General features: G+C 39.4%; 17 protein-coding genes and 2 pseudogenes. 14 read left to right on the forward strand and 5 right to left on the reverse strand.

Features of this window, described 5'->3' with window-relative positions:
• Nucleotides 1-143 precede the first annotated feature (143 nt).
• Nucleotides 144-422, forward strand: a complete 279-nt coding sequence (locus tag LV92_RS03280) for a sulfatase-like hydrolase/transferase (protein ID WP_245946246.1) — start codon at nucleotides 144-146, stop codon at nucleotides 420-422.
• Between the two features lie 83 nt (nucleotides 423-505).
• A complete protein-coding gene (locus LV92_RS03285; RefSeq protein WP_111622195.1) occupies nucleotides 506-1432 on the forward strand; it encodes a sulfatase/phosphatase domain-containing protein in 927 nt (308 codons plus the stop codon).
• Nucleotides 1433-1532: 100 nt separating this feature from the next.
• On the opposite strand, the gene LV92_RS03290 is transcribed toward LV92_RS03285, so the two are convergent.
• From LV92_RS03290 to LV92_RS03300, 3 genes and pseudogenes are all read right to left on the reverse strand, one after another.
• Nucleotides 1533-4400: a family 16 glycoside hydrolase gene (locus tag LV92_RS03290; RefSeq protein ID WP_146613504.1), complete on the reverse strand. Its 2868-nt coding sequence runs from the start codon at nucleotides 4398-4400 to the stop codon at nucleotides 1533-1535.
• Between the two features lie 13 nt (nucleotides 4401-4413).
• Nucleotides 4414-6321: a ThuA domain-containing protein gene (locus LV92_RS03295; protein WP_111622197.1), complete on the reverse strand. Its 1908-nt coding sequence runs from the start codon at nucleotides 6319-6321 to the stop codon at nucleotides 4414-4416.
• Nucleotides 6322-6714: 393 nt separating this feature from the next.
• A pseudogene (locus tag LV92_RS03300) lies at nucleotides 6715-7845 on the reverse strand (sulfatase family protein).
• Nucleotides 7846-7874: 29 nt separating this feature from the next.
• Here LV92_RS03300 and LV92_RS03310 point away from each other — a divergent pair.
• Nucleotides 7875-8225: pseudogene (locus LV92_RS03310) on the forward strand (dihydrodipicolinate synthase family protein); the annotation flags it as partial.
• A 125-nt stretch (nucleotides 8226-8350) separates the two neighbouring features.
• On the opposite strand, the gene LV92_RS03315 reads toward LV92_RS03310, so the two are convergent.
• On the reverse strand, nucleotides 8351-9802 hold the full coding sequence (locus LV92_RS03315) for a sulfatase (RefSeq protein WP_111622200.1): 1452 nt from the start codon (nucleotides 9800-9802) through the stop codon (nucleotides 8351-8353).
• Between the two features lie 484 nt (nucleotides 9803-10286).
• Here LV92_RS03315 and rhaM point away from each other — a divergent pair, with 484 nt between their 5' ends.
• From rhaM to LV92_RS03345, 6 genes are all read left to right on the forward strand, one after another.
• Nucleotides 10287-10601: an L-rhamnose mutarotase gene (gene rhaM, locus LV92_RS03320; RefSeq protein ID WP_111622201.1), complete on the forward strand. Its 315-nt coding sequence runs from the start codon at nucleotides 10287-10289 to the stop codon at nucleotides 10599-10601.
• A 220-nt stretch (nucleotides 10602-10821) separates the two neighbouring features.
• Nucleotides 10822-11835 (forward strand): class 1 fructose-bisphosphatase, encoded by a 1014-nt coding sequence (fbp, locus tag LV92_RS03325; protein WP_111622202.1) that lies wholly within the window; start codon nucleotides 10822-10824, stop codon nucleotides 11833-11835.
• A 296-nt stretch (nucleotides 11836-12131) separates the two neighbouring features.
• Nucleotides 12132-13148, forward strand: a complete 1017-nt coding sequence (mgrA, locus tag LV92_RS03330) for an L-glyceraldehyde 3-phosphate reductase (RefSeq protein WP_111622203.1) — start codon at nucleotides 12132-12134, stop codon at nucleotides 13146-13148.
• Nucleotides 13149-13362: 214 nt separating this feature from the next.
• Nucleotides 13363-14079 (forward strand): VIT1/CCC1 transporter family protein, encoded by a 717-nt coding sequence (locus tag LV92_RS03335; protein WP_111622204.1) that lies wholly within the window; start codon nucleotides 13363-13365, stop codon nucleotides 14077-14079.
• A gap of 194 nt (nucleotides 14080-14273) precedes the next feature.
• Nucleotides 14274-14954 (forward strand): FAD-binding oxidoreductase, encoded by a 681-nt coding sequence (locus tag LV92_RS03340; protein ID WP_111622205.1) that lies wholly within the window; start codon nucleotides 14274-14276, stop codon nucleotides 14952-14954.
• A 208-nt stretch (nucleotides 14955-15162) separates the two neighbouring features.
• Nucleotides 15163-17448 carry a glycoside hydrolase family 20 protein gene (locus LV92_RS03345; protein ID WP_111622206.1) on the forward strand — a complete coding sequence of 762 codons (2286 nt, stop codon included), beginning with the start codon at nucleotides 15163-15165 and terminating at the stop codon, nucleotides 17446-17448.
• Nucleotides 17449-17650: 202 nt separating this feature from the next.
• Here LV92_RS03345 and katG read toward each other — a convergent pair whose 3' ends face one another.
• Nucleotides 17651-19906 (reverse strand): catalase/peroxidase HPI, encoded by a 2256-nt coding sequence (gene katG, locus LV92_RS03350; protein ID WP_111622207.1) that lies wholly within the window; start codon nucleotides 19904-19906, stop codon nucleotides 17651-17653.
• A 425-nt stretch (nucleotides 19907-20331) separates the two neighbouring features.
• On the opposite strand from katG, the gene LV92_RS03355 reads away from it, so the two are divergent.
• The 5 genes from LV92_RS03355 (at nucleotide 20332) to LV92_RS03375 (ending at nucleotide 24894) form a co-directional block, all read left to right on the forward strand.
• Nucleotides 20332-21186, forward strand: a complete 855-nt coding sequence (locus tag LV92_RS03355) for a class I SAM-dependent methyltransferase (RefSeq protein WP_245946225.1) — start codon at nucleotides 20332-20334, stop codon at nucleotides 21184-21186.
• 75 nt (nucleotides 21187-21261) lie between these two features.
• A complete protein-coding gene (locus LV92_RS03360) occupies nucleotides 21262-22761 on the forward strand; it encodes a YfcC family protein (RefSeq protein ID WP_111622209.1) in 1500 nt (499 codons plus the stop codon).
• 219 nt (nucleotides 22762-22980) lie between these two features.
• Nucleotides 22981-23397 carry an SRPBCC family protein gene (locus LV92_RS03365; protein ID WP_111622210.1) on the forward strand — a complete coding sequence of 139 codons (417 nt, stop codon included), beginning with the start codon at nucleotides 22981-22983 and terminating at the stop codon, nucleotides 23395-23397.
• A gap of 138 nt (nucleotides 23398-23535) precedes the next feature.
• Nucleotides 23536-23907 (forward strand): hypothetical protein, encoded by a 372-nt coding sequence (locus tag LV92_RS03370; RefSeq protein WP_146613506.1) that lies wholly within the window; start codon nucleotides 23536-23538, stop codon nucleotides 23905-23907.
• A 126-nt stretch (nucleotides 23908-24033) separates the two neighbouring features.
• Nucleotides 24034-24894 carry a DUF3347 domain-containing protein gene (locus LV92_RS03375; RefSeq protein ID WP_111622212.1) on the forward strand — a complete coding sequence of 287 codons (861 nt, stop codon included), beginning with the start codon at nucleotides 24034-24036 and terminating at the stop codon, nucleotides 24892-24894.
• Nucleotides 24895-24900: the final 6 nt, after the last annotated feature.

Raw genomic sequence — 24900 nt, forward strand, 5'->3', positions numbered from 1 at the left:
AGGTGGTTGGATTTTAATGTAGTAAAATGAGAAAATTAATAAAAGTAGTTTCTGTAGGTCTATTATTGATACTTGTATCGTCTTGTAAAGAAGGGGCGCAGAAGCAATAAGTAGTAGTAAAGAAAAAGCCAAATATTATTTTTATCCTTACGGATGATCAGAGATGGGATGCCCTTGGGTTTGCAGGGAATTCAATTATAAAAACTCCCAATATGGATCAGTTGGCCAGTACGGGCCTTTATTTTAAAAATGCCTTTGTTACCACGCTTATCTGTGCTGCTAGTAGGGCCACCATTCTTACGGGTCTGTATGAGAGAACCCATGACTTTAATTTTGGAAAACCCAAATTGAACAATGGGTATATGTATGATAGTTATCCCTATCTGCTAAAAAAAAAGCAGGTTATAGAACCGGACTTATAGGTAAGTTTGGTGTAAAGGTTAACTAGGGTGTAGAGGATTCTATTTTCGACACCAGTATTAAGACCTTTTGGCCGTATCTGAAAATGGTAGATGGCAAGGAGCAGCATCTTGCTGATATCAACGGGGATCATGCGATCGACTTTATTAAGTCGGACAAGGACAAGCCTTTTTGTCTTTCGTTGTCCTTTTGGTCGCCACGTGCCGATGATGGTGCAGAAGAACAGTATTTCTGGCCAAAATATGCAGATAGTTTATATGTGGAAAATGAAATCCCGGTGCCAGGAACAGCTGATCCTGCATTTTTTGGAGCTTTGCCTGAATTTATGAAGCATTCAATGAATCGAAAAAGATGGTACTGGCGATATGATACCCCAGAGAAGTTCCAAAAAATGGTGAAGGGATATTACAAGATGATAAGTACCATGGATAGTGTTATAGGTAGGTTAAGGACTACTTTGGAAGAAGAAGGTTTGGCAGACAATACTGCAATTATATTTATGGGTGATAACGGTTACTTTTTGGGTGAACGTGGATTTGCAGGTAAATGGTTGATGCACGAACAGTCACTTCGTGTGCCCATGATGATTTATGACCCTAGGGAAGCTGAGTCGGACAGGGGGAAAACCTTTGAAGAAATGGTATTGAACCTGGATATTGCACCTACCATATTGGATTTGGCGGGGGTGGAGATTCCTAAATCCTATCAAGGAGAAAGTTTAACCTCATTTTATACGGACAAGACGGAAAATTGGCGGTCTTCAGCATTTTTTGAACATCAACGGGAAGGGGAGTCCTTGCTTCCCAAGACGGAATGTTTTAGGGACGATGAATGGAAGTACATTAGGTATGAAGCTAACCCGGAATTCATTGAGCTATACAACCTTAAAGAGGATGTGAACGAGGTGACCAATTTGGCCTATGAGGATAAATATAAGGATCTGGTAGATCTCTATTCCAAGAAATGTGATTCTGCAGTAGCTAAGTTAATGAAACAGCGAAGGGTGAATTAATACGCTTTTTTCTATTGACCTGTATTGTTTTTCACAGCACAAATCTTATTATCGGTAAAAAAAGGCCTTTTTTAATTGCATCTTTTTAGGATAATTGTGGTTATTTTATTGGATGTACCTTAATATTTCGCCACTGCATTGTGAATTGACGTTCACCATTAATTCCATGAATCTGCAAAGCGATAAAGCCTTTAGGATGGGTTCTGTATACTTCATCGTTTACTAAATCTTCGATTAAATGACCATTTACAAAAGTTTGAATTCTAGGGCCATCGGCAACAATCCTAATTTTGTTCCATCCTTCAGAAATAAAATAATCATGTCCTTTTTCGACTTTTTCTTTTGATGAAAGCCAACCGGTTCCTAGGGCTTCACCATAAAGTAAGCCCGTAGTAATAGAATTTTCACCCATTTTTCTGCGTATTTCCAGTTGTGGTCCCCAAACCCTTCCCGCTCTCCAGGCATCTTGATCCTTTTCGGTAACAGGTCGAACGGAGGAACGGAACTGAATGCCTTGGTTTGTAATATTATCAACTGTAACTTCACATTCCAATTCAAAATTTTCAAACTCTTGAAGAGAACACAAAAAAGAATTGGGACTATTTTCCGTGGTTCTTCCAATAATAGCACCATCCTCTACCGAATAGGTGTGCGAGCCGTTCATATGTACCCATCCATCCAAGGTTTCACCATTAAAAAGAGAGATCCATCCATTGGAGTCAGTCTTAGTATTCTTTAATGTTTCTTTGGGTTTATCATTACCTTCTGGTAAAGCAAATACCATTACATAATCCCCCGAAGGTGTATTGTTCTTACCTCCACCTCCAGCTACTATGGCAACATACTGGCGCCCATTTTGCATATACACACTAGGTGTGGCATATCCACCCACAGGTAAATCGTACTCCCATAAAATATTACCGCGATTTTTTTCAAAGGCCCTGAATTTTTCGTCTGCCGTAGCAGCTATAAAGACAATACCCCCTGCTGTTGCCACGGCCCCGCCATAATTTAAGGTTCCTGTATTGCGAATATTTTGTTTTACCAGTTCTGGATATTCCCCTAGAGGTTTTTTCCATACATAATCACCGGTACCCATATCAATTGCACTTAATGTTCCCCAAGGGGGGCTAGTAGCAGGATACCCATTTTGATCTAAAAAAAGATTATACCCCGTATGCGTGTACCTTGTTTTAGTTTCCAAAACATCCTTTTCATTATAGGAAACGGTATCATTGCTCATTATAAAATCGGTAATGGCATTAAGATCTTTTGTAGTAAATTGTGAAAAAGCTGGCATTATGTTTTTACCATTTGTAATGATTGTTGCTATCTCTTCCTTTGTTTTATTCAAATGAATTACCGAAGGATATGTTGGAGGAACACCACTGCGGTTTAAGCCATGACAGGAAGCACAGTTTTTTAAATAAATTTGGTTGCCCAATTGCAAATTTGTTAAGCTGGAGCTATCCGTAGTTTCGTAAACTTTTTTTAGCTGGGATATACTAGCTACATTGTTGGAGTTAACATAAAGAATATTGGTATATGGGTCATAAGACCCGCCTTGCCACTCTACACCCCCAAGTACACTGGGACTTGTTATTGTTCCTCTTTCCGAAGGTGGCGTGTATATACTTGCGGACATATAATTATTGAAATTTTTTCTTGCATGTTCATGGGATTCTGGCGAAATAGTAGTTAAATCGGCTTCCGTAATACCTTGGCGACTTAAAGGAAGTGGCTTGGTTGGGATGGGCTGTGTAGGCCATGCTTCTTCGCCCTCAACTTGTGATTTTGGAACAGGTGTTTCCAAAGTAGGAAAGAGTGGCTCTCCCGTTTCCCTATCCAGAACAAATACTAGTCCCATTTTTGTAAGTTGCACTACGGCATCCTTCTTCTCTTGACCTTGGCTAATTGTAATTAAAATTGGAGCGGATGGATTATCGTAATCCCAAATATCATGATGAACAGTTTGATAATGCCAAATGCGCTCCCCGGTTTTTGCATTGAGGGCCAAAACACAATTTCCAAATAGGTTTTCACCTTTTCTGTTTCCTCCATAAAAATCATAAGCTGGCGAACCTGTAGCCAAAAATACCCAACCGCGTTTTTCGTCAACAGTAAAACCACTCCACGTATTGGCACCTCCATACGTTTCCCCTTCCTTAAATTGCCAGGTATCAAATCCATATTCCCCTTCTTTGGGAATCGTACGGAAAACCCATTTAAAATCCCCTGTCTCGGCATCATAAGCTCTAATGTTGCCGGGTGTCGAATCGTACCCTTCGGGAACACGGGAACCTACTATTAAAAAGTTTTCATAAACTATACCGGGCGATGTTACTTCAATGGAGGCTTTATTAATATCCATCTCCAAATTTTCCCGTAAATCAATATGTCCGTTTGTTCCAAATGAGGTAATGAGTTTTCCTGTTTTCGCCTCTAAAGCATAAACCCTGTTTTTAACAAAAAGAAAAATACGTTGGTCGTTACCATCCTTTGAACTCCAATAGGTAACACCTCTGGTTCTGCCCTGAAAAACCGTTTGATTTTCATTAAATTTTGAAGAATTAAAAACCCAGACTTCTTTTCCGGTTGCGGCATCCAAAGCTACCGCATTTAAACTAGGGGTAGATATATACAGGAGCCCATCAACAATAATTGGATTGACTTGAATGGACGATTTTTTTGTAGCATCACCTGTTTGATACTGCCATGCCAACTCTAACTTATGTACATTGGCAGCATGTATTTGTGCTAGTTCTGAATATTGATTGCCCTTTTTGTCGCCTCTATAAATTGACCAATCTGTGTAATTATCAAGCGGGTCCGTTTCATTATCTATAGTTGAATCTATTTTACTTTCTTCTCTACCGCATGACAAAAAGGAAAGTAAAATAAAGGTGAAGAGCAATACATAGTTATTGAATGTTTTAGAGGAGGCCGATACTTTTACTTTACACATCATATTTTATAAAAGTTTATTCTAAAATAGGGGGTCTGAAAACGGTACTTTCAGAAGTGGGAAAGTCAGGTTCAACATAATTATCTACCGCATTGCCGCTTAACCATTGTAGCGCTCTTGCCATAGATTGTTGAAATCCGGCACAACGCATATTTGGGGGCCATTCTTGATCTCTCCACAAATGGCCATAGGTAGAACAATAAACCTTGCCTTCCCCAAATTTAACGGTCCATTCCATCGGGAAATTCAACTCCGTTTTTGGGTCTTTGGCATACGATAATACTTCTAGGTTTTCGGTAGTTCCTCTTCCGTAACGGTAAATCTCTACATCGGCTGCTTTCCAGGATTTTGGCATACCAGTATGAAGGAGGTGACCGACTATTCTTGTTATCAAGGCATCAGTTCGTTCGCCATGCCCAGTGTTTTCGCCTTCTCCAGTTGGAATAATCTCCAGCTCTTCTTTGTCATTAATGGTTACGGCTACGCCAAAATCCTTATTTCGCCATCCTAAGGCTAACATTTTATTATATGCAGGCCATCCTTTAAAGGCATTGGTCGCCCCGTGGTACATGTAAACCCCACCGCCTTCTGCCACATATTTTTCAAAAGCCTCTTTTACATGTTCGGGCCATTGCAAGCTATCTTCTTTAAAAATATTATTGCAGGTCTGTATTACAACAGGATAGGAATTAAAATCAGGATTCCAATTTTCCCACTCCGATGCATTTTCGTTTTGATTCGGACACGTACTTACAGATACTTCAAACTTCCCAGTAGCTTCAAGTATTTTTTGCAAATATTCAGTGTTCAATTCCCAATTGTGATTGCTAAAACCATCAATAATCAATACAGGAATTTTTTTCGGTTCAACAATATCACTGAGCTTTTCAATTTTAATATCGTCATATAAAATTCCACCACCTACTTTAAATGCCGTTGAAAATAAAGAGAGTGTTATTTCTCCATCGGATGGCGCTATAAAATCGTGAGATATCCTTTCCCAACGTGGTGCTTTTGCCAATTTATCCCTGTTTAAACTCAACACTAATTCATCATCGATAAAGATTTCACCTGTAAGTGGATCTTGTTGATCCCAATATTGATGTCGTGAATATAATGCTGACAAACGATATTTAGCCCCTGGTGACAGGTCGGTAATGGTTTGTGCTATACCGCCGGGCCCGTGGCCACCTAAATCAATTACCCATTTTCCACTTGGGGAGCCAAAGCGGTCAATGGCAATAAGGTCTATATTCTCTCTCATAATCAACCACCCTGGCAACTGCTCTCCATATAAATGTGGGTTTCCACTATCACTAATCACTTTCATCTCAAAACCACCATTTACTAAATGATTGTTTACAGGAGGTTTCATAGGTTGTCCCTTTTCTATTCTAAGGTTGTCGATTACCAGTCCCATATCCCCTTTTGTGGTTGAAACAAATTCAATAGTGGCGGTCCCTTTGGATGTTGATTTAAAACCAAACCCAATACCTCCAATATAGTTAGGAGCTGGTGATAGGTTCTGGAGAGTTGCCACAGTTACCCCGTTAATAATAACATTGGCAGTTGCCAAAAGCATTTGATCATCGGGCTGTCTCCCTTTTTGGTCCGCATATTCGAACTTTAAGGTGTAATCTGTAGATTTTTCAAGACCTTTTACGGTCTGTGCAATACTCCCAGGTTGGTTTCCATTTAAATCCAGAACTTGGTTTCCCTCAACTGCAGTGAATACATTACTTGCAATCAATTCCACGTTGCCGCTACCAATGGTCCAACCTTTGAGTTTTTGTACTATCTGTCTTTCACCAGCAATTTGATCTTTTTCAAAAGAAGGGTTTTTTATCTGAGCTTCAACACTGCTTATGCTAAAGCATAAAATTGAAACTATAATGATAAATTTCTTGCCGAAATTATTTTTCATAACCTTTACTTTTATTATCCTTCTACAATCAAATGAAGGGATTATTCATTTACAGCTTAAAAATATACATTACCGGTAATACCTGCACTATAAAGAATGAATTCTTAAAACTGGTTTGCACTTGTGCGTCTTCCCGTCTTCCTGAAAAGGGTCTCTTTCGAAGTGACCCTCACAGTCATCGAATGGGCGATAGCGAGGAGAAATCACACTAGTTACTGAGTCTGCAAACAAAATTCGGCTATAACTTCTAAAGTACTTACAAAAGATGAAGATTGCATGTTTAAAACCTATCTTGTTCGACTGCTAGGCAATAGGAACCGGACAACATTAATCCAAAATAATCAAATACTTGTTATAAATGCGTACAGTTTTCTAAAATGGATAGTAGGCTTATTAATTTATATTCTCCCAATTTGGGCCTTCATCCCTAATTTCAATCCATTGTTCCAGCATCAAAGGCTTTAACTTGTCTACCATTTCTGGCTCTGAAGAGCCTAGGTCATTTTGTTGTTCCGGATCCTTGGATAAATCGTATAGTTCAAATTTTACCGGAACGGACGACTTCACCCATGCCATTAAAGTTTCATTTTCCAGTTTTTCCGGAAACCATCCCAATAAGGTATGATCGTTATAGCGCATGGCCATATGTGGCATTCTAGAATAGGCGTCTTCATGGTTTGGATATAGCCATAAATATGGTTTCTCCCTTTTTATTTTTTGTTCCAGAAAAGCGGGGAACGCATTAATACCATCAAAGTTAATTCCTTTGGGAGTTATTAATTGGGCAAGGTGAGCTGCGGTGGTAATAAAATCTGTTGCCACCACCATTTCATTGCTGGTTGTTCCTGCTTTTATTTTGGTAGGATAACGCACTATACCGGGTACTCTGTGTCCGCCTTCGTAAGGAAATCTTTTCAAACCTCTAAAGACACCGGGTGTTCCGAAGCAATTATCCCGTGTAGGTGCTTCCCATTCTCCTTTGGATTCTTCCAAGTTGACAGGGGATTCAGGGCCATTGTCACTCGTGAAAATAACCATTGTGTTTTCAGTTAAGTCTTCGTTGTCAACTGTTTTCATTAGGTTGTCAAAGGCTTTGTCTAATTGTGAAACGGTGCCGTAATATTCTTTTTTATTCTTGCCAATATCGTATTCTGGACGAGCAACACCACCGTAGCTAATAGATTGTTCTAGACTATCTACTCTAGCATTATCGTACATGTTACTGTATTCTTCTGGAGGCGACAAGGGAGCGTGTGGTTCGTGTATAGAAACAATTAATAGGAAAGGTTAGCTTTTATCTCTTTTGTTTGTTAACCAGTCTGTAGCTTCATCTGTTAATACATCGCAATACCATCCGTCCACTTCTCCAACAGCTTCCCCGTTCCAATTGAATTTCTCAAAATTTTTGGGTCCTCCAAAAGCATTATGGGTAGAGGCGAACCAATAATCAAAGCCTTGGTCGCTTGGACTCGGCTCATCGTATTTTTCACTTTTTTCCAATCTGGACAAGTGCCATTTTCCCATAAAGGCGGTTTCATAGCCAGCAGATTTCCAAAGTTCTGACCGGTGTAGATACACTGGCTCTAGAAAGTTTGGTTACCGGTGCCGACGGATGGGTAGCTGGATTGGTTTGTGCCTATCCTGCTGAAACAGTTGCTATTTACAAGTTGGTAAAAGCAGCGAAGGTTGATGAAGCTATGGAAATCTATCGTTGGTTTATGCCTCTATTGGAGTTGGATATTAGCCCGCAATTGGTACAAAACATTAAATTGGCGGAAGTAGCGACCGGTATTGGAACCGAAAACGTCAGAGCTCCAAGATTGCCTTTACAAGGAGCCGAAAGAGAACGTGTTTTAAAAATAATAGATACCGCCATGAAAAATAGGCCAATCTTGCCAGCTTAAAAAGCTTGATAAGCAAGGTCTATGGCAAGTAATTCTATAAGATCAATTGTAAATAAAAGGCTTCCAATTTTTTGGAAGCCTTTTATGTTTGTAGAAAACTCGGTAAAAGTAGAACAACATCAAGTCTAATTGTTCTCTATTTCGGTTGCCTCATAGGACTCGTGACCTGTGGAACCATTGCCGAGGATATGATGCCTGTTCGCGGGCACTTGATTTCTGTGCTTCTCAATAACTTCGCCATATTCCGGCCTGGATATCACGTTATTCCACTCTTGCGGGTCGTTTTTATGATCATAAAACTCCCCGGACCCATCGTTGTACTGTATAAAACGATAACGCTCCGATACGATGGCATAGTTACCAGGCCCAAAACAGGTTCTGGCATAATGCGGCCATTCGGCGTCCATATTTTTTAATAGGGGCGCTAAGGAATTGCCTTCGTGCTTTGGATCGGGTTTTAGATGGCATAATTCCAGCAAGGTAGGGTAGATGTCCAATAATTGTACTGGCTTATTAATAACTTGTCCTTTAGGAATATCGGGACCCATAATGATCATTGGTACTCGCGCCCCATCTTCCCATAGGCTACGTTTGGCAAAGCGTATTTTTTCGCCCAAATGAAATCCGTGGTCACTGAACAATACAACATAAGTATTGTCTCCATAATCGCCCTTATCCAATGCATCGAGCACTCGCCCTACCTGATTATCCACAAAACTTACACAGGCCAAATAAGACTGTACCAAAGGTTTCCACTGCTCATTTTCCGTTACCCATTCAAAAGTTGGCGATACATGTTTCAGCCGGGTGATGTCGATGCCGTATGGCGAAATATCATCTAGGTCACCGGTAATTGTTTTCGGCAGCTGCAAAGATTCCATGGGATACATATCGAACCACTTTTGGGGGGCAAATTGCGGCACATGTGGCCGGTAGAACCCTACGCCCATCCAGAAGGGCTGGTCTTGTTTTTCGACCAATTTTTGAGCTGCCCAGCTTGCAATTTGATAATCGGGCATCTGATCATCACTTTCCGGGTAAACGCCCCAATCCCATAAGGGATGTCCGGGATAGGTGCTAATCTTTTGTTCTGGCATGGGGCCAAATCCTCCAAACTGCCCTGCATAATTTGGAATATGGGTTTCGTTGATTCCTTTTCCATTATGGAAGATCTTTCCCGCAGCAATGACATTATAACCTTCTTGCTGAAACCGCTTGGGCATTACTATATTTCTGCTCGCCACAGGGGATTCTACAATATCTGGATTTAAAAAGTAAATACCGGAGGTGCTGGGATATAGGGAGGTCATAACACTTGCCCTACTGGGATTGCATACAGGAGCCTGACAATGCGCATTGCTAAAAAGAACGCCGCGTTGGGCCAGCCGGTCCATATGGGGTGTTTTGGCTTGGGGATGTCCCCCTAAAACTCCTATCCAATCGTTAAGGTCGTCTACGGCGATAAATAAAACGTTGGGTCCGTCCTTCTTTTTAGGCTCAATTCTTGCCTTTTTATATCCAAAGGAAGCCGTTAGGATAATACCAAGTATAAGAAAGATATAGTTGCTTTTTTTCATGATAATGAATCTTCTTTAAAGGACACTCCGGTTATTATGCTTAAAGCTAAGACATTTTAAGATGTTAATCTTCTAACTTCATTTAACTAAAAGCTTTCTTTTGAATATTGAACATTTTAATTTTCCATTGGGCTTATAGATTAATTTTCAATGAAAAGCTTTAATGCATGGGCCATGACCTACCCCAATTTGAGACTTCTGTAAGTTGTACTAAAGACATTCTTAAAGCTATTTCTACCAGTGTTTTTCCTAATACTGCATCAAAAATATTACTGGGCTTATTGTAAAATTGGAAAACAAGTTTAAATATTAATGTTTTCGAAAGCATCCTGTACTATGCTGTCCAAGCCAGTTTAAGGGTATTAAAGATTGCTAATTGCAGTACTGTGCAGGATGCATAAATTTACCTCAAGGTTTAGATTTGTCAAAATAAATACCTGTGTGGATTTAAATTGATTTTACTAACTCCTATAAGAAAATAAAAATGATAAGAAAAGCATTTAAAATGAAGGTCTATCCTAATAGCACAGAAGAATATACCCAAAGACACAATCCAATATGGAAGGAGTTGGAAGAGGTGCTGAAAATGCACGGGGTTCACAATTACAGCATTTTTATCGACCCTGAAACCAATATATTGTTTGGTTATGCAGAATTGGAATCCGAAGAAAAATGGAACGCCATTGCCAATACCCAAATTTGTAAGGATTGGTGGGTGCATATGGCAGACCTTATGGAGACCAATGCCGATAATAGTCCGGTTTCTAAGGATTTAGTGGAGGTCTTTTATTTGAAATAAAGTTTTAAAAAGATCAATCAAGTAAGTAATTCTTTGATGGCGTTAAAAAAGTCACTACCTTAATGTTTAACAAGAATCAACTCTAAATGTGGTAGAAGCAATTAAGAAGATTTTAGCTGTCATAGCCTAATTTAAAATTAGGGCTTCCTGGTCAATAAAAAGGGAATATTACCTTCTACGCCATTAAAAACACTAATTCTAGAACGATAAATATTATCCTATGACCTACACAAATCAAAAAAGAACCCTTGGAGAGTTTATTTTTGACAATCAATCCTCTTTTGCATATTCCACAGGAGAATTGTCAAAATTGATAAATGCCATACGGCTTGCTGCCAAGATTACCAACCATGAAGTAAACAAAGCCGGTCTAGTGGATATTTTGGGTGATGCCGGTAATACCAATGTTCAAGGGGAAGACCAACAAAAGTTGGATGTCTATGCCAATGATAAGTTTATTCAGACCCTAAAACAGCGTGGGATAGTATGTGGAATTGCATCGGAAGAAGAGGAAGATTTTATTGCTGTAAATAGTATTGATGGTAATAATAACAATAAGTACGTTGTCCTCATAGACCCCTTGGACGGCTCTTCCAATATTGATGTAAATGCCTCTGTTGGTACTATCTTTTCAATTTACAGAAGGATATCCCCATTGGGCAGTCCAGTAGAGTTAAAAGACTTTTTACAACCTGGAAAAGACCAGGTTGCGGCTGGGTATGTCATGTACGGTACTTCAACCATGTTGGTCTTTACCACGGGTAATGGGGTTAATGGGTTTACTTTAAATCCGGCGTTGGGCACCTTTTATCATTCCCATCCAAATATGCAATTCCCGGAAACCGGTAGGATCTATTCTGTCAACGAGGGTAACTATGTTCATTTCTCCAAGGGAGTAAAGGCTTACATAAAGTATTGCCAAAAGGAAGAAGGGGATAGGCCTTACACTTCAAGGTATATAGGGTCAATGGTTGCAGATTTCCATAGAAATTTAATAAAGGGTGGTATCTATATGTATCCAAGGATCGGGCCTATGCAAAATGGTAAATTACGATTGACCTACGAATGTAATCCTATAGCTTTTCTAACGGAGCAAGCCAAGGGCAAGGCCACCACAGGTACTAAAAGAATTATGGATATTGAACCTACAGAATTGCACCAAAGGGAGGCTATATTTTGCGGAAGCATTAAAATGGTCGAAAAATTGGAGGAGTTTATTTTGAATGAAGACTAAGGGTTGAATCAAAATTTTTATTGGATTAATTCTCATTTCGATTGCTTTTCGGTTGCTTTTGGGTCTGGCCACTGTATCCGAACCAAGAATAAAATTTAAGTAGAATTTTTATGCTCGGATATATAAAAAATATATTGGGCCTACGATGTCATGCCGTGTTTTAGTTTTATTTATTCCCTGCTAAAAAGTAAACCTTAGCATGTTATTATACTCATATGCTCAACAAGGCCATCCTTAACTTAAAAGATTTGCTAACTTAGGGGTTTGTACAAATTAATTAGATAATAATAGTAAAAATGAAAATAAACGACACTTTTGATCCCGGCCATTATAAAGCCAATGATAAACGTTATGATACCATGCAATACCGACGCTGTGGAAACAGTGGAATTCTTTTGCCCCTAATTTCATTGGGGCTTTGGCACAATTTTGGTCATACCGATAATCTGGAAATGGGCCGCAACCTTTTGCGTTGTGCCTTCGATAACGGGATTACCCATTTTGATCTGGCCAACAATTATGGTCCTCCTTATGGTGCTGCCGAAGAAAATTTTGGACGTATTTTTAAAAGTGATTTTAAGCTTTATCGCGACGAACTTATTATTTCCAGTAAAGCAGGGTGGGATATGTGGCCCGGGCCTTATGGGAATTTTGGATCCCGCAAATATTTGATTGCCTCGGCTAATCAAAGCCTTAAAAGAATGGGGCTGGATTACGTAGATATATTTTACCATCACAGGCCCGATCCGGACACTCCCTTGGAAGAAACCATGGGCGCATTGCATCATTTGGTACAAAGTGGTAAGGCACTATATGCGGGTATTTCCCAGTATCCTGCAGAGCTTACTGCCAAGGCGTCAAAAATAATGAAGGATTTGGGCACGCCATTATTAATCCATCAACCTAGATATAATATGTTCGATCGTTGGGTAGAGGATGGATTGCTGGATGTGTTAAAAGAACAGGGGATAGGCTCCATTGCTTTCTCTCCATTGGCACAAGGGGTATTGACCAAGAAATATTTAAAAGGTATCCCTGAAGATAGTAGGGCAAGCAAGGATGGCCGTTATTTGAAGGAAGACCAGATTACACCAGAAGTTTTGGACAAGGTAGGTCGACTCAATAAGTTGGCCGAGAGTCGTGGCCAAAGTCTAGCCCAAATGGCCATTGCCTGGTTGCTGAAAGACCAACGCATTTCTACGGTACTTGTTGGTGTGAGTCGCACAGAACAATTGCTGGATAATTTGGAAGCTCTCAAGATTATTAATTTTAGTGGAGCGGAACTAAAGGAGATAGAAAGTATTTTAAAATAGTGGGATATTTACAATCCTATCAAATACGCCCAGACAAGATCAATTAAGATTATAGCATGCACAGCGAAGGGTGTAAATAAACCATAGCGGTGCATGCTTTATTCTTTAAGCTGAACACTGAAATATTATGTACATTAAAAACTTTGCCCAAAAAAGCAATATGTTGCCTTAGTTTTTGGTCAATTGTTGAAGGTAATTACCTTAAACCACTAAGATGAGTGAAACTACAAAGAATATTGATAATTATTTGGACAATCATTATATCCACAGAAGTAATTGGTTAAGGGCGGCAGTGCTTGGTGCCAATGATGGAATTCTTTCAACGGCGAGTCTTGCCATTGGAATTGCAGCGGCAAGTGATATCAGGGAACCTATTGTGCTGGCAACTTTAGCCGGATTGGTGGCTGGTGCCTTGTCAATGGCAGCTGGTGAATACGTTTCTGTAAGTTCACAGACCGATGTGGAAAAAGCAGATATTGATCGGGAGATTATAGAATTAAAAGAAACGCCCGAAATTGAATTGCAATTGTTGGCAGCGATTTATGAAAAAAGAGGACTTAAGAAAGAAACGGCCTTAACAGTTGCAAAAGAATTAACGGCTAAAGATGCGTTGGGAGCACATATTAGGGATGAGCTGGGTCTAAATGAAATAAGTAAGGCCAAACCAATGCAAGCTGCTTTTGCTTCTGGGGCAGCTTTTACTATTGGGGGCATACTACCACTTATTGTAACCCTCTTTTTACCGTTGAATAACATGGAATATTCTCTTTATGGTTTTGCGCTTTTCTTCCTAATTGTTTTGGGTGCATTGGCCGCGAAAACCGGAGGCTCTAGTATAAAAAAAGCAATTATCCGAATTACATTCTGGGGAACTGTGGCAATGGGATTGACTGCTATGGTAGGATATTTGTTCAACGTGAATATTGGATAAAGAAAAACATCACACCTTATAAGCTCCATTAAAACGAGCACTTGTAACCACCTTCAACCTTATATCATGAATTTAGTGTAATGTTAAGCGCTGATCTGCCAAATATTACAGATACTTGGGCTTAGTCCCTAAGTTAGCGGGATAGGAATTAACAGATAATTTATTACCTTGATATTTTCAAATTAAACACAATTATGGCGAAAGCAAAAAAGCAACATATTGTTAAGATATTGGAGACACATTACATTACACATGATGTGAAACGTTTTGTGGTGGAAAGACCTGCGGGTTATGATTTTATTCCAGGGCAGGCAACCGAGGTTGCCATTAATTTGCCGGAGTGGAAAGACCAATTAAGGCCCTTTACCTTTACCTCCATAATGGAACATGGTTTCCTGGAATTTATGATCAAAATCTATAATGATCATGATGGGGTGACCAATATGTTGGGCCGCACCCACGCAGGGGCGGAACTTATTCTTCATGAGGTTTTTGGAGCCATTCAATTTAAGGGCCCAGGTGTTTTTATTGCCGGAGGTGCTGGTATTACACCCTTTATTTCCATATTTAGACATCTGTATACCCATAAAAACCTACATGGCAATAAATTGATTTATTCCAATAAAACCTCGGAAGATGTTATTATGGAGGAAGAATTGCAACAGATGCTCGACGGTAATTTTATTAAAATATTTACACGAGAGAATGTCGTGGGATTTAAGGGGAATAGAATAGATAGAAAATTCCTTGTTGAAAATATTGCCGATTTTGGTCAAAACTTTTATTTGTGTGGACCTAAAAAGTTTGTGAAAAATATTACGGAGCTATTGTTGGGGCTTGGGGCTACGGCCGAAACAGTGATTATTGAAGAATAGATACAGTTTAGGTGTATTGAATGCTATTTTGGGACTGGCTTATTGGTGAACAAAATTAATGTGTTTTTACCAATTAAAAAGAGAGGCTTGTTCAACACCTCATTATCGTCTAAAGAATACTTGCTGTATGTATTTAAGCTAAAATTCCCTGCCAATAATTTACTTTATATTTGATGTTTTTAATGTGAAATGGTAAAGTAATAGAATTATGTACTCTAGTAGATTAGCCCTTTTGTTTATATTATTGGTTGTTACTGCATGTAAAAATATAGAGCCGCCAAAAATGGGAATTATTCCCCAACCCAACGAAATAAATTACCAGGAAGGTGCTTTTACAATAAACGACAAAACTGTAATTGTCGTAGAGAATAACATTGAAGCCAAACAGCTTGCCAATGGACTAGGTTCATTTTTAAAAGATAAATTCAATTTAACACTTGAATATTCCACAACGGCACAGGACAATGCAATTCATTTGATTAAAACATCACGGGATGGGGATTATGGCGCCTATAATTTGAATATTGGAAAGGAAGGGGTGGTAATAGAAGGAAGTACGGACCAAGGAATATATTATGGCCTTCAAACCTTAAAGCAAATGTTATCGCCTAAGGCTAACATAAAAGAACCACTGCTAAATTACGTACATGTAAATGATGCACCGGCCTATAAATGGAGAGGTATGATGTTGGATGTAGCTCGGCATTTTGTTCCCAAGGACTCCATAAAAAAAGTTCTCGATATCCTTGCCATGCACAAGATGAATAAATTCCATTGGCATTTAGTAGATGGTATTGGCTGGAGAATTCAAATCGATGCTTATCCCGAGTTGATCAAAAAAGGTGCATGGAGGAAAGTTAAAGGAGATAAGAAACCTTGGGAGGATTTTGAAGCGACCTACAGGGACAGCAGTAGTGCAGTTTATGGCGGCTACTACACCAAAGATGATCTGAGAGAGATTGTCGCCTATGCAAAAGAACGGTACATAGATATAATTCCCGAGATAGAAATGCCGGGGCATTCGGAGGCTGCGTTACAATGTTTTCCTGAATTTTCTTGCGATACGGACCTCATTACTGGAGTTTATTGTGCCGGGAACGAGGGGACATTTGAATTTCTACAAAATATAATTAGTGAGGTAGTGGATATATTTCCCAATGAATATTTACATATTGGCGGTGATGAAGTGGGGAAGGAATCGTGGTTGAAATGCGATAAATGCAAAAAAAGAATGCAACAGGAAAACCTGCAAACTGCCGAGGAATTGCAGAGTTACTTTGTTTCTAGAATGGAGAAATATATCAATACCAAAAACAGAAAACTTATAGGTTGGGATGAAATCTTGGAAGGGGGGTTGCCAGAAAGGGCGACGGTTATGTCATGGCGAGGTTTTGCCGGTGGTATTGAAGCCGCTAATGCCGGACATGATGTGGTAATGACTCCGGGAGACCCTTTGTATTTGGATCACAGTCAGGGTAAAAGTGAATATGAACCGCCTTCATGGGGCGGCTATAACAATGTATTGAAGATATATGATTTTAATCCCGTTCCAAAAGACATTGCTCCGGATAAAAAACATCATATTCTGGGTGCGCAGGGTAATCTTTGGACGGAACAAGTGAAAAGCTTAAGCCATATCCAATATATGATGCTTCCCAGAATTAGTGCACTTTCGGAAGCTATTTGGACCAAGGCGGAGAAAAAGAACAGAGAACATTTTATAAATAAATTGGATGTCCATTTTGATAGATTGGACGAAATGGGATATAATTATTCAGGAAGTTCCTTAACCCCTGATTATGACGTTAGCTATAATAAGGTTAATAAAGTATTCAATTTAAGGTTACATAATGAATTGGACCTGTATGAAATTAGATATACGTTGGACGGTTCAAATCCTACAATGCAGTCAGAATTATATTCAGGCCCCATTGAATATACCACAGCCATAGAACTTAATGCGATGTGTTTCAGAAATGGGGAACCTATTGGCTTTCCATTGAAAAAAATGTTTTCCACTGGTTTTGGAGATCAATGTAAGGTTACCTATAGCAATGCCTATAATGAAACCTATGGCGGTGGGGGTGATAAGGCATTGTTTGATAATAAATTTGCCATTGCCCGCGGCGATGACCCTAGTTGGCAAGGAATAAAAGAAAAGGATTTTGAGGTGCTTATTGATTTGGGGAGTGTTAATGAACTCTCTTATGTTGGCTTAAACTTTTTTCAGGATATAGGTGCTACCTCGGTGATGTTGCCTACCAAGGTGATTATTTCCATCTCAAAAGACGGTGAAAACTTTAAAACGGTATTGGATGAAGCTATAGCTACCCAAGAAAAAAGAGAGCCAATTATTAAGACTATAAAATCCAATTTTGACAAACAAGACGTTTCTCATATAAAAATAATCGCCAAAAATAGATCAGTTCTTCCTGAATGGCATATACGAAAAGGTCCGGCATGGATATTTGTAGATGAGATATCTGTAAAGTAGTAATATGTCAATAACAGAATGCTCATATGCATTTAAACGGTGGTCCTAATAGACATCCAAAATTTAGGCTTTGACTTAATCACAAAAAAAAACTCTCCACGACTTATTATGGAGAGGTTTTTAGGGTACGTTTCAATCTTTTAATAACTTATACATTCAGGAAAGCTATTTCCCGTAAATAGTCCGTTTAGGAAGATATTTTTTATGCCAAATCAAAACGATCCAAGTTCATGACCTTGGTCCAGGCGGCTACAAAATCCTTTACAAACTTATCTCCTGAATCCTCGCAGGCATAAACTTCTGCAATGGCTCGTAGCTCGGAATTGGATCCAAAAATAAGATCGGCACGGGTACCGGTCCATTTAAATTCTCCAGTCTTGCGGCTACGCCCTTCAAAGACGTCTTGGGAATCAGAAATACCCTTCCAAGTAGTTCCCATATCGAGCAGATTCAAAAAGAAGTCGTTCGTCAAGGCTTCAGGGCGTTTAGTGAAAACACCGTGTTGGGAACCATTATAGTTGGTATTAAGAACACGCATACCACCAAGAAGTACCGTCATTTCGGGAGCGGTCAAGGTCAATAATTGAGCTTTGTCGACAAGCATTTCTTCTGAGGTAACGCCGTAAGCTTCCTTGACGTAATTTCTGAAACCATCAGCTCGTGGTTCGAGGACCTCAAAAGCTTCTACATCGGTTTGCTCTATGGTCGCATCTGTACGTCCGGGCGAGAAAGGAACCGTTACTTTTTTTCCTGCATTTTGAGCGGATTTCTCAACGGCGGCATCACCACCTAAGACAATAAGGTCTGCCAAAGAAACTTTCTTATTTCCGGATTGAGCGGCATTAAATTCTTTTTGGATGGCCCCCAATTTTTCCAAAACAAGTGCTAATTGTTCTGGGTTGTTAACCTTCCAATTTTTTTGTGGTGCTAGTCGTATACGTGCTCCATTGGCTCCCCCTCGCTTGTCCGACCCTCTAAAAGTGGAGGCGGAAGCCCAGGCAGTAGAAACCAATTGGGATATGGAAAGGCCCGTTGCCAAAATTTTGGCCTTCAGATCGGCAATATCCTTATCATTTATCAATTGATGATCTACGGCAGGTACTGGATCTTGCCAAATTAATTCTTCCTTAGGTACTTCCGGACCAAGGTAGCGGGAAACCGGTCCCATATCCCGGTGTACCAGTTTAAACCAAGCACGTGAATATGCATCGGCAAACTCTTCAGGATTTTCCAAAAAATGTCTTGATATTTTCTCATAAGCCGGATCCATACGCAGCGAAAGATCAGTGGTCAACATAAAAGGTGCATGCTTCACGTCTGGATTGTGTGCATCTGGAACCGTTCCTGCACCCGCATTGTTTTTGGGCTTCCATTGGTGTGCTCCAGCCGGACTTTTGGTCAATTCCCACTCGTAACCGAATAGATTTTCAAAAAAAGTGTGACTCCATTTGGTTGGGGTATTGGTCCAGGCGCCTTCTATACCACTGGTAATAGTGTCTGCACCTACGCCGGATCCATAGTTGTTCTTCCATCCAAGACCTTGGGCTTCAATGCCTGCCGCTGCCGGCTCCGCTTCCACATATTTAGTGGGGTCAGCAGCACCATGGGTTTTGCCAAAGGTATGTCCGCCTGCTATAAGTGCAACCGTTTCATAATCGTTCATTGCCATACGGCCAAAAGTATCGCGTATATAATGCGCAGACTCTACAGGATCCGGATTGGCATTATGGCCTTCCGGGTTTACATAAATCAATCCCATATGGGCGGCACCCAGAGGAGTTTCCAATTCTCCGTTTTCCGAATAACGTTCCTTATTACCCATCCATTCGGTTTCCGAACCCCAATAAACATCTTGTTCGGATTCCCATATATCCTCACGGCCTCCAGCGAAGCCGAACATTTTTAATCCCATGGACTCGTGAGCACAATTCCCGGCCAATATCAATAGATCGGCCCAAGATAGCTTCTTGCCATATTTCTTTTTAATTGGCCATAGCAATAAACGGGCCTTGTCCAGGTTCGCATTGTCCGGCCAACTATTTAATGGCGCAAAGCGTTGTGATCCGGAACCGGCACCCCCACGACCGTCTTGTATACGATAGGTTCCTGCACTATGCCATGCCATACGAATAAAGAAAGGGCCATAATGACCATAATCAGCGGGCCACCAATCCTGACTTGTTGTCATTAATTCGTAAAGGTCTTTTTTTACAGTTGCCAGATCCAGCTTTTTAAATTCTTCAGCATAATCAAAATCGGGATCCATAGGATCTACCAAGGACGAATTTTGACGAAGTATATTTAACTTCAATTGATTCGGCCACCATTCCCGGTTGCTGGTGCCTCCCCCAGCTACTTGATGCAATTCGCCATTTAAGAAAGGGCATTGTGCACTTGCTTCATTTACATCCCATACTTTTCCGTTAGATGATGGGCTTGAATGTGTTTTATTCTCCATTTTATATAGTTTAAATAAGTTTTCGATTAGTTCACCCTTAAATTTACAATAATTTTTTCTGATGGATTTGAAATGTTAATCAATAAAACTTATGGGTATTAGGGAAAACTTATGGCCCTTATACATTGGTCCCAATTCAAGAGTTTAAATAATTGAACCCGTCATATTTGGATTGATGTACCCATTTACAAATACAGTTAATCCAAACTTTAGGAATAGTCATTGCGAATGCACCAAGTGTAATAGATTCTTAAGAATTATTTTGGTTGATCAATTGAAGAATTCTTGACTTCATGGACAAATTGGTATCAATGTGCCTTCAATTTGCTAGCACCAAAAAACAAATTACCCATCGAAATAAAAGATTTTTTACCTTGGGATTTAAATAGTTGAATGTATCACACCTTGTATACTATAATCTTAATTTGAAAAAAAATATGCTAAGTAGTGACCATATAGAAATACATGAGACGGCATTTGTAACCTCCGCCTTTCGTGCTGCTGATGTAAAATTAAGTGGAGATTATTTTGCCTATTTGTGGAATAATCCAAAAACGGAAAAATGGGTCGAAGAATACCTGACTAAGGTGTCCTCCGAGGAAACATTTACCCACTGTTTGAGGAACAGATATTTTTTGGATAAAATAAAGGAGAATGTCATTAAAAATGGAACTGAGGTTTTGATCAATTTTGGGGCTGGTTTTAGTATGTATCCGTTTTTGTTGGACCCAAAAATAATCCATATCGAAATTGATAAACCTGAGATAGTGGGTCATAAAAAATTTAAAATAGAACAATGGCAAAATGAGGATTTACTTCCCAAGCGAAATTTACATTTTATAGGAGTTGATTTTAGTAAGGAATATAAGGAGGGGTTATTGGCAACCATTAAGTCTTTAAAGGGCAAAAAAAAGTGCTTTATACTTATTGAAGGGGTTCTGTTCTTTTTGGATAGGGAGGAAACGGATAGCCTGTTTCAATTATTCAACCTCCTTCAAGATACTGGAGATATTATTGGAAGTGCATCGTTTCAGGATAATTTGAAACAAACATTGGCTTTTAAAAGGCTAATTGATTTTTTTGGGGAAAAGATTTCCAAAACCAAGGCGAGCGATTATCAAACAATTCAAGATACGTATTATCGAGAAATATCCGGGTACATTTTGGTGGACCATCAAGATTATTTTAGCCTATCCAAAGACTATAACCATAAAATAATACAGGATAAGGAACTAATTTTAAATGAGAATTTCTACCTCTTGCAGAAAGTGAAATCTTAAGCAATATTCGGTGTCAAAAGAATGATTTAAAATTATGTACCTTGACCAGACACCAAACCTAGACCATGACCAAACATGAAAAAACTAAAATTTCCAACAGCCCAAACTATTCTCATACTTATCGCTGTATTGGTAACCCTATTAACTTGGTTTGTTCCTGCCGGAAAATACGATAGTCTGGAATATGATACCAAAGGCAATAGTTTTACTAAAATAAGTCAGGAAGTGAGTGTTGTTTTACCCGCAACGCAAGCAACTTTGGAAGGGCTGGGAATAAAGATTCCAATTGATAAATTCACCAATGGTGATATCTATAAACCCATTGGTATACCCAATACCTATAGGAAGATGGAGGCACAGCCCCAGGGTTTTGCTGCCTTGGTGCAATCGCCAATAAAAGGTATAATTGCAGCAGCCGATATCATTTTTTTGATATTAATTATCGGTGGATTAATCGGTGTTATGAATCTTACGGGGGCTTTTGATGCAGGAATTTCCTGGATGGCAAAAGCACTGAAAGGTAGGGAGTACGTGCTGATCATTACAGTAACGACCCTAATTGCCCTTGGGGGGACTACCTTTGGCCTAGCAGAGGAGACCATGGCTTTCTACCCTATATTAATACCCGTATTCCTGGCGGCCAAATACGATGCCATGGTTGGTCTAAGTTGTGTTTTTCTAGGTTCCAATATTGGCACCATGTGCTCTACGGTAAATCCGTTTGCTACTATTATTGCCTCTGATGCGGCAGGAATAAATTGGACTACTGGACTCAATAACCGTATCATTATGCTACTGTTGTGTACCACCATCACCATTGTTTATATTCTTAGGTACGCCAAAAGGGTAAAAGCCGATCCTTCAAAGTCCATTATTTATGATCAAAAAGAGAACATTGAACATCTTTTTGGATTGGATTCGTTGAATACTAATATAAAATTCACCCAAAGACTGCGCCTGATCACCTTGGTATTTTCATTGTGCTTCATAGTCATGATAGTTGGAGTTTCCTTTTTGGATTGGTGGTTTGTGGAAATGACGTCCACATTTCTAGTTGGGGCCATTATCATTGGTATTATTGCGAGAATTAAGGAAAGCGACTTTGTGGAGGCCTTCGCCAAGGGAGCGGCCGATCTGCTCAGTGTGGCCTTTATTGTGGGTATAGCAAGGGGGGTAACCATACTGATGGAGGACGGGCTTATTAGCGATACCATTTTGTTTTATGCCAGTAACATCACTGAAGACATGCACAAAGGAGTATTCGCCAACGTAATGCTCTTTATTTATGGGGGACTATCCTTTTTTATGCCATCATCTTCAGGTATGGCGGTATTGACTATGCCAATTTTTTCGCCTTTGGCAGATACGGTCCATATAGGCAGGGAAATAATTGTCGACACATACCTATATGGAATGGGCTTATTTCATTTGATCAATCCAACAGGTTTAATTTTGGCAGCATTGGCCATAGTGAAAATAGGATTCAATAAGTGGTTGAGGTTTGTTATTCCCCTGATGTTGATCTTGGTCCTCACCACGATGATTTTTTTGACTGTTTCAGTGTATACAAATTGAATGAGCACTAATGATTTTTTAGGAATATCCTGTAATTCCTTACAAGAATTAAGGGCAAATAACTTACTTTAGTATTTGGTAATGTAAGATTTTGCCAGCTGTTTTCTGTGACTCTGTATGATATGTAAAATTATTATAAACTTACACGATTGCACCAAATAGAAGTATTACCAAGGCCTGCTTTTGGGTAATAATTAAATCAATAAAAATAAAACGGAAATGGAAAAGACAAAAATAATGGTACAAGCTACCATTTCTGAAGGAATGGATAAGGTTTGGGATTATTATACCAACCCTGAACACATCATAAAGTGGAATTTTGCTTCGGACGATTGGCACTGTCCATATGCATCCAATGACATGCGGGTAGGTGGAAAATACTCGGCTAGAATGGAAGCTAAGGACGGAAGTTTTGGGTTTGAATTTGAGGCCGTCTACGATGAAGTCGAACCCAACAAACAGTTTTCCTACACCATGCCGGATGGGAGGCAGGTAAAGGTCACTTTCTACGAGTTAAATCACCAGACCACCGTGAAGGTAACCTTTGATGCCGAAACCGAAAACTCCATAGAAATGCAACAAGGAGGATGGCAGTCCATTCTTGATAACTTTAAAAAATATACTGAATCCAATTAACTTAGGTACAAATTGCTGCAAACGGGTACTTTGCTTAAAAGTTCAACTCAATTAAAACTGGGCGCTATTGGATTATTGGATATCGCCCCAAATTTGATCCAGTAAAAAGATAATTGAGTAACTTTGCCTTTGAAAAATATGAAGAACAGAACCCACATATTATCAATGCTTGCTTTTTTGCTGTTTCTTTCAACCAGTGATGTTTGGGCTTGTGGGACTTCTATGGAAAAATCCAAATCTGAAAATATCCATTCGTGCAGCAAGGACCATCATACTGAAGATAAGTCTTGTTGCGACTCCGAAACAGACAAAGAGGATGAGGGCTGTAACGGAACTTGTGGCCATAATATGTGCCACTGTCCGGTTGTGGTAAATACACCTGTTTATTTAAACGGATTTGAAGTGAAATTCTCAAATATCAATACTGAATTGGAAAATGATTGGGCTTATATCCAACAAATTCCAAAATTGGTTTATCTCCCCATTTGGCAACGCCCCAAAATAGGTTAACTTTTTAGTAATAGCCATAGGTCTGTCGTATTATTTCCGGTCAGTATCTATGTAATAACCTAGAATAATTAATTTTTATAATTCGAAAAGGGATTCCAGAATCCCTTGTAATAAAATATGAGTACGATGAAAAATTCAATAAATATATTGATAACAATTTCCGTATTGCTATCCTTTGCAGCGGCTAATGCCCAGGCAAAAAACTTAAAATCAGAATCTGTAAAAATATTTGGAAACTGCGCCATGTGCGAGAAAACCATTGAGAAAGCAGGTAATCTAAATAATGCGGCCAAGGTAGATTGGGACAAGGACACTAAAATGGCCATTATTTCCTTTGACACTCTTGCTACCTCTAAAGAAGAAATTCTAAAAAGAATTGCATTGGCAGGTTACGATAGTGAACTCTTTTTTGCTCCGGACGATACCTATGCCAATTTGCCAGAATGTTGCCAATATGAACGAGCTAAAAAAGAGGCCCATAATATGGAGTCGCAGAAACAGAATATGACTACGGACCATTCTCAACATGGATCTATGGCCCAAGAGAATCAAAACAAAAACCCACTTGCAGGTGTATTTGAACACTATTTTTCGGTTAAGGATGCCTTAGTAAGCACTGATGGCTCCTTGGCTTCTGATAAGGCTGAAATACTTTTGAAATCGGTAACGGAGGTGGAAATGGACAAACTTTCAATGGAGGTGCATATGGCATGGATGAAGGTACTGAAAGATCTCAAGACAGATATAGGAAATATAGCGGCAACTAAGGATGTGGATAAACAACGGGTTTATTTTAAGTCCTTATCAAAAGATATGTTTGAGGTATTAAAGGTTTCAAAATCAGAAAAACCGGTCTATTATCAATTTTGCCCTATGGCAGATAGTGGGAAAGGTGCCAATTGGCTTAGTTTGGAGGAGGACATCAAAAACCCTTATTATGGCTCCCAAATGCTAAGTTGTGGAAAAACAGTGGAAACCATAAAATAACTCGGA

It is taken from the genome of Arenibacter echinorum (assembly GCF_003259375.1).
Taxonomy (GTDB): domain Bacteria; phylum Bacteroidota; class Bacteroidia; order Flavobacteriales; family Flavobacteriaceae; genus Arenibacter; species Arenibacter echinorum.

Excerpts from the sequence above, each read along its gene's own strand:
- LV92_RS03285 (WP_111622195.1), top strand. The coding sequence starts at position 506 with ATGGTAGATGGCAAGGAGCAGCATCTTGCTGATATCAACGGGGATCAT.
- LV92_RS03290 (WP_146613504.1), bottom strand. The coding sequence starts at position 4,400 with ATGATGTGTAAAGTAAAAGTATCGGCCTCCTCTAAAACATTCAATAAC.
- LV92_RS03295 (WP_111622197.1), bottom strand. The coding sequence starts at position 6,321 with ATGAAAAATAATTTCGGCAAGAAATTTATCATTATAGTTTCAATTTTA.
- LV92_RS03315 (WP_111622200.1), bottom strand. The coding sequence starts at position 9,802 with ATGAAAAAAAGCAACTATATCTTTCTTATACTTGGTATTATCCTAACG.
- rhaM (WP_111622201.1), top strand. The coding sequence starts at position 10,287 with ATGATAAGAAAAGCATTTAAAATGAAGGTCTATCCTAATAGCACAGAA.
- fbp (WP_111622202.1), top strand. The coding sequence starts at position 10,822 with ATGACCTACACAAATCAAAAAAGAACCCTTGGAGAGTTTATTTTTGAC.
- mgrA (WP_111622203.1), top strand. The coding sequence starts at position 12,132 with ATGAAAATAAACGACACTTTTGATCCCGGCCATTATAAAGCCAATGAT.
- LV92_RS03335 (WP_111622204.1), top strand. The coding sequence starts at position 13,363 with ATGAGTGAAACTACAAAGAATATTGATAATTATTTGGACAATCATTAT.
- LV92_RS03340 (WP_111622205.1), top strand. The coding sequence starts at position 14,274 with ATGGCGAAAGCAAAAAAGCAACATATTGTTAAGATATTGGAGACACAT.
- LV92_RS03345 (WP_111622206.1), top strand. The coding sequence starts at position 15,163 with ATGTACTCTAGTAGATTAGCCCTTTTGTTTATATTATTGGTTGTTACT.
- katG (WP_111622207.1), bottom strand. The coding sequence starts at position 19,906 with ATGGAGAATAAAACACATTCAAGCCCATCATCTAACGGAAAAGTATGG.
- LV92_RS03360 (WP_111622209.1), top strand. The coding sequence starts at position 21,262 with ATGAAAAAACTAAAATTTCCAACAGCCCAAACTATTCTCATACTTATC.
- LV92_RS03365 (WP_111622210.1), top strand. The coding sequence starts at position 22,981 with ATGGAAAAGACAAAAATAATGGTACAAGCTACCATTTCTGAAGGAATG.
- LV92_RS03370 (WP_146613506.1), top strand. The coding sequence starts at position 23,536 with ATGAAGAACAGAACCCACATATTATCAATGCTTGCTTTTTTGCTGTTT.
- LV92_RS03375 (WP_111622212.1), top strand. The coding sequence starts at position 24,034 with ATGAAAAATTCAATAAATATATTGATAACAATTTCCGTATTGCTATCC.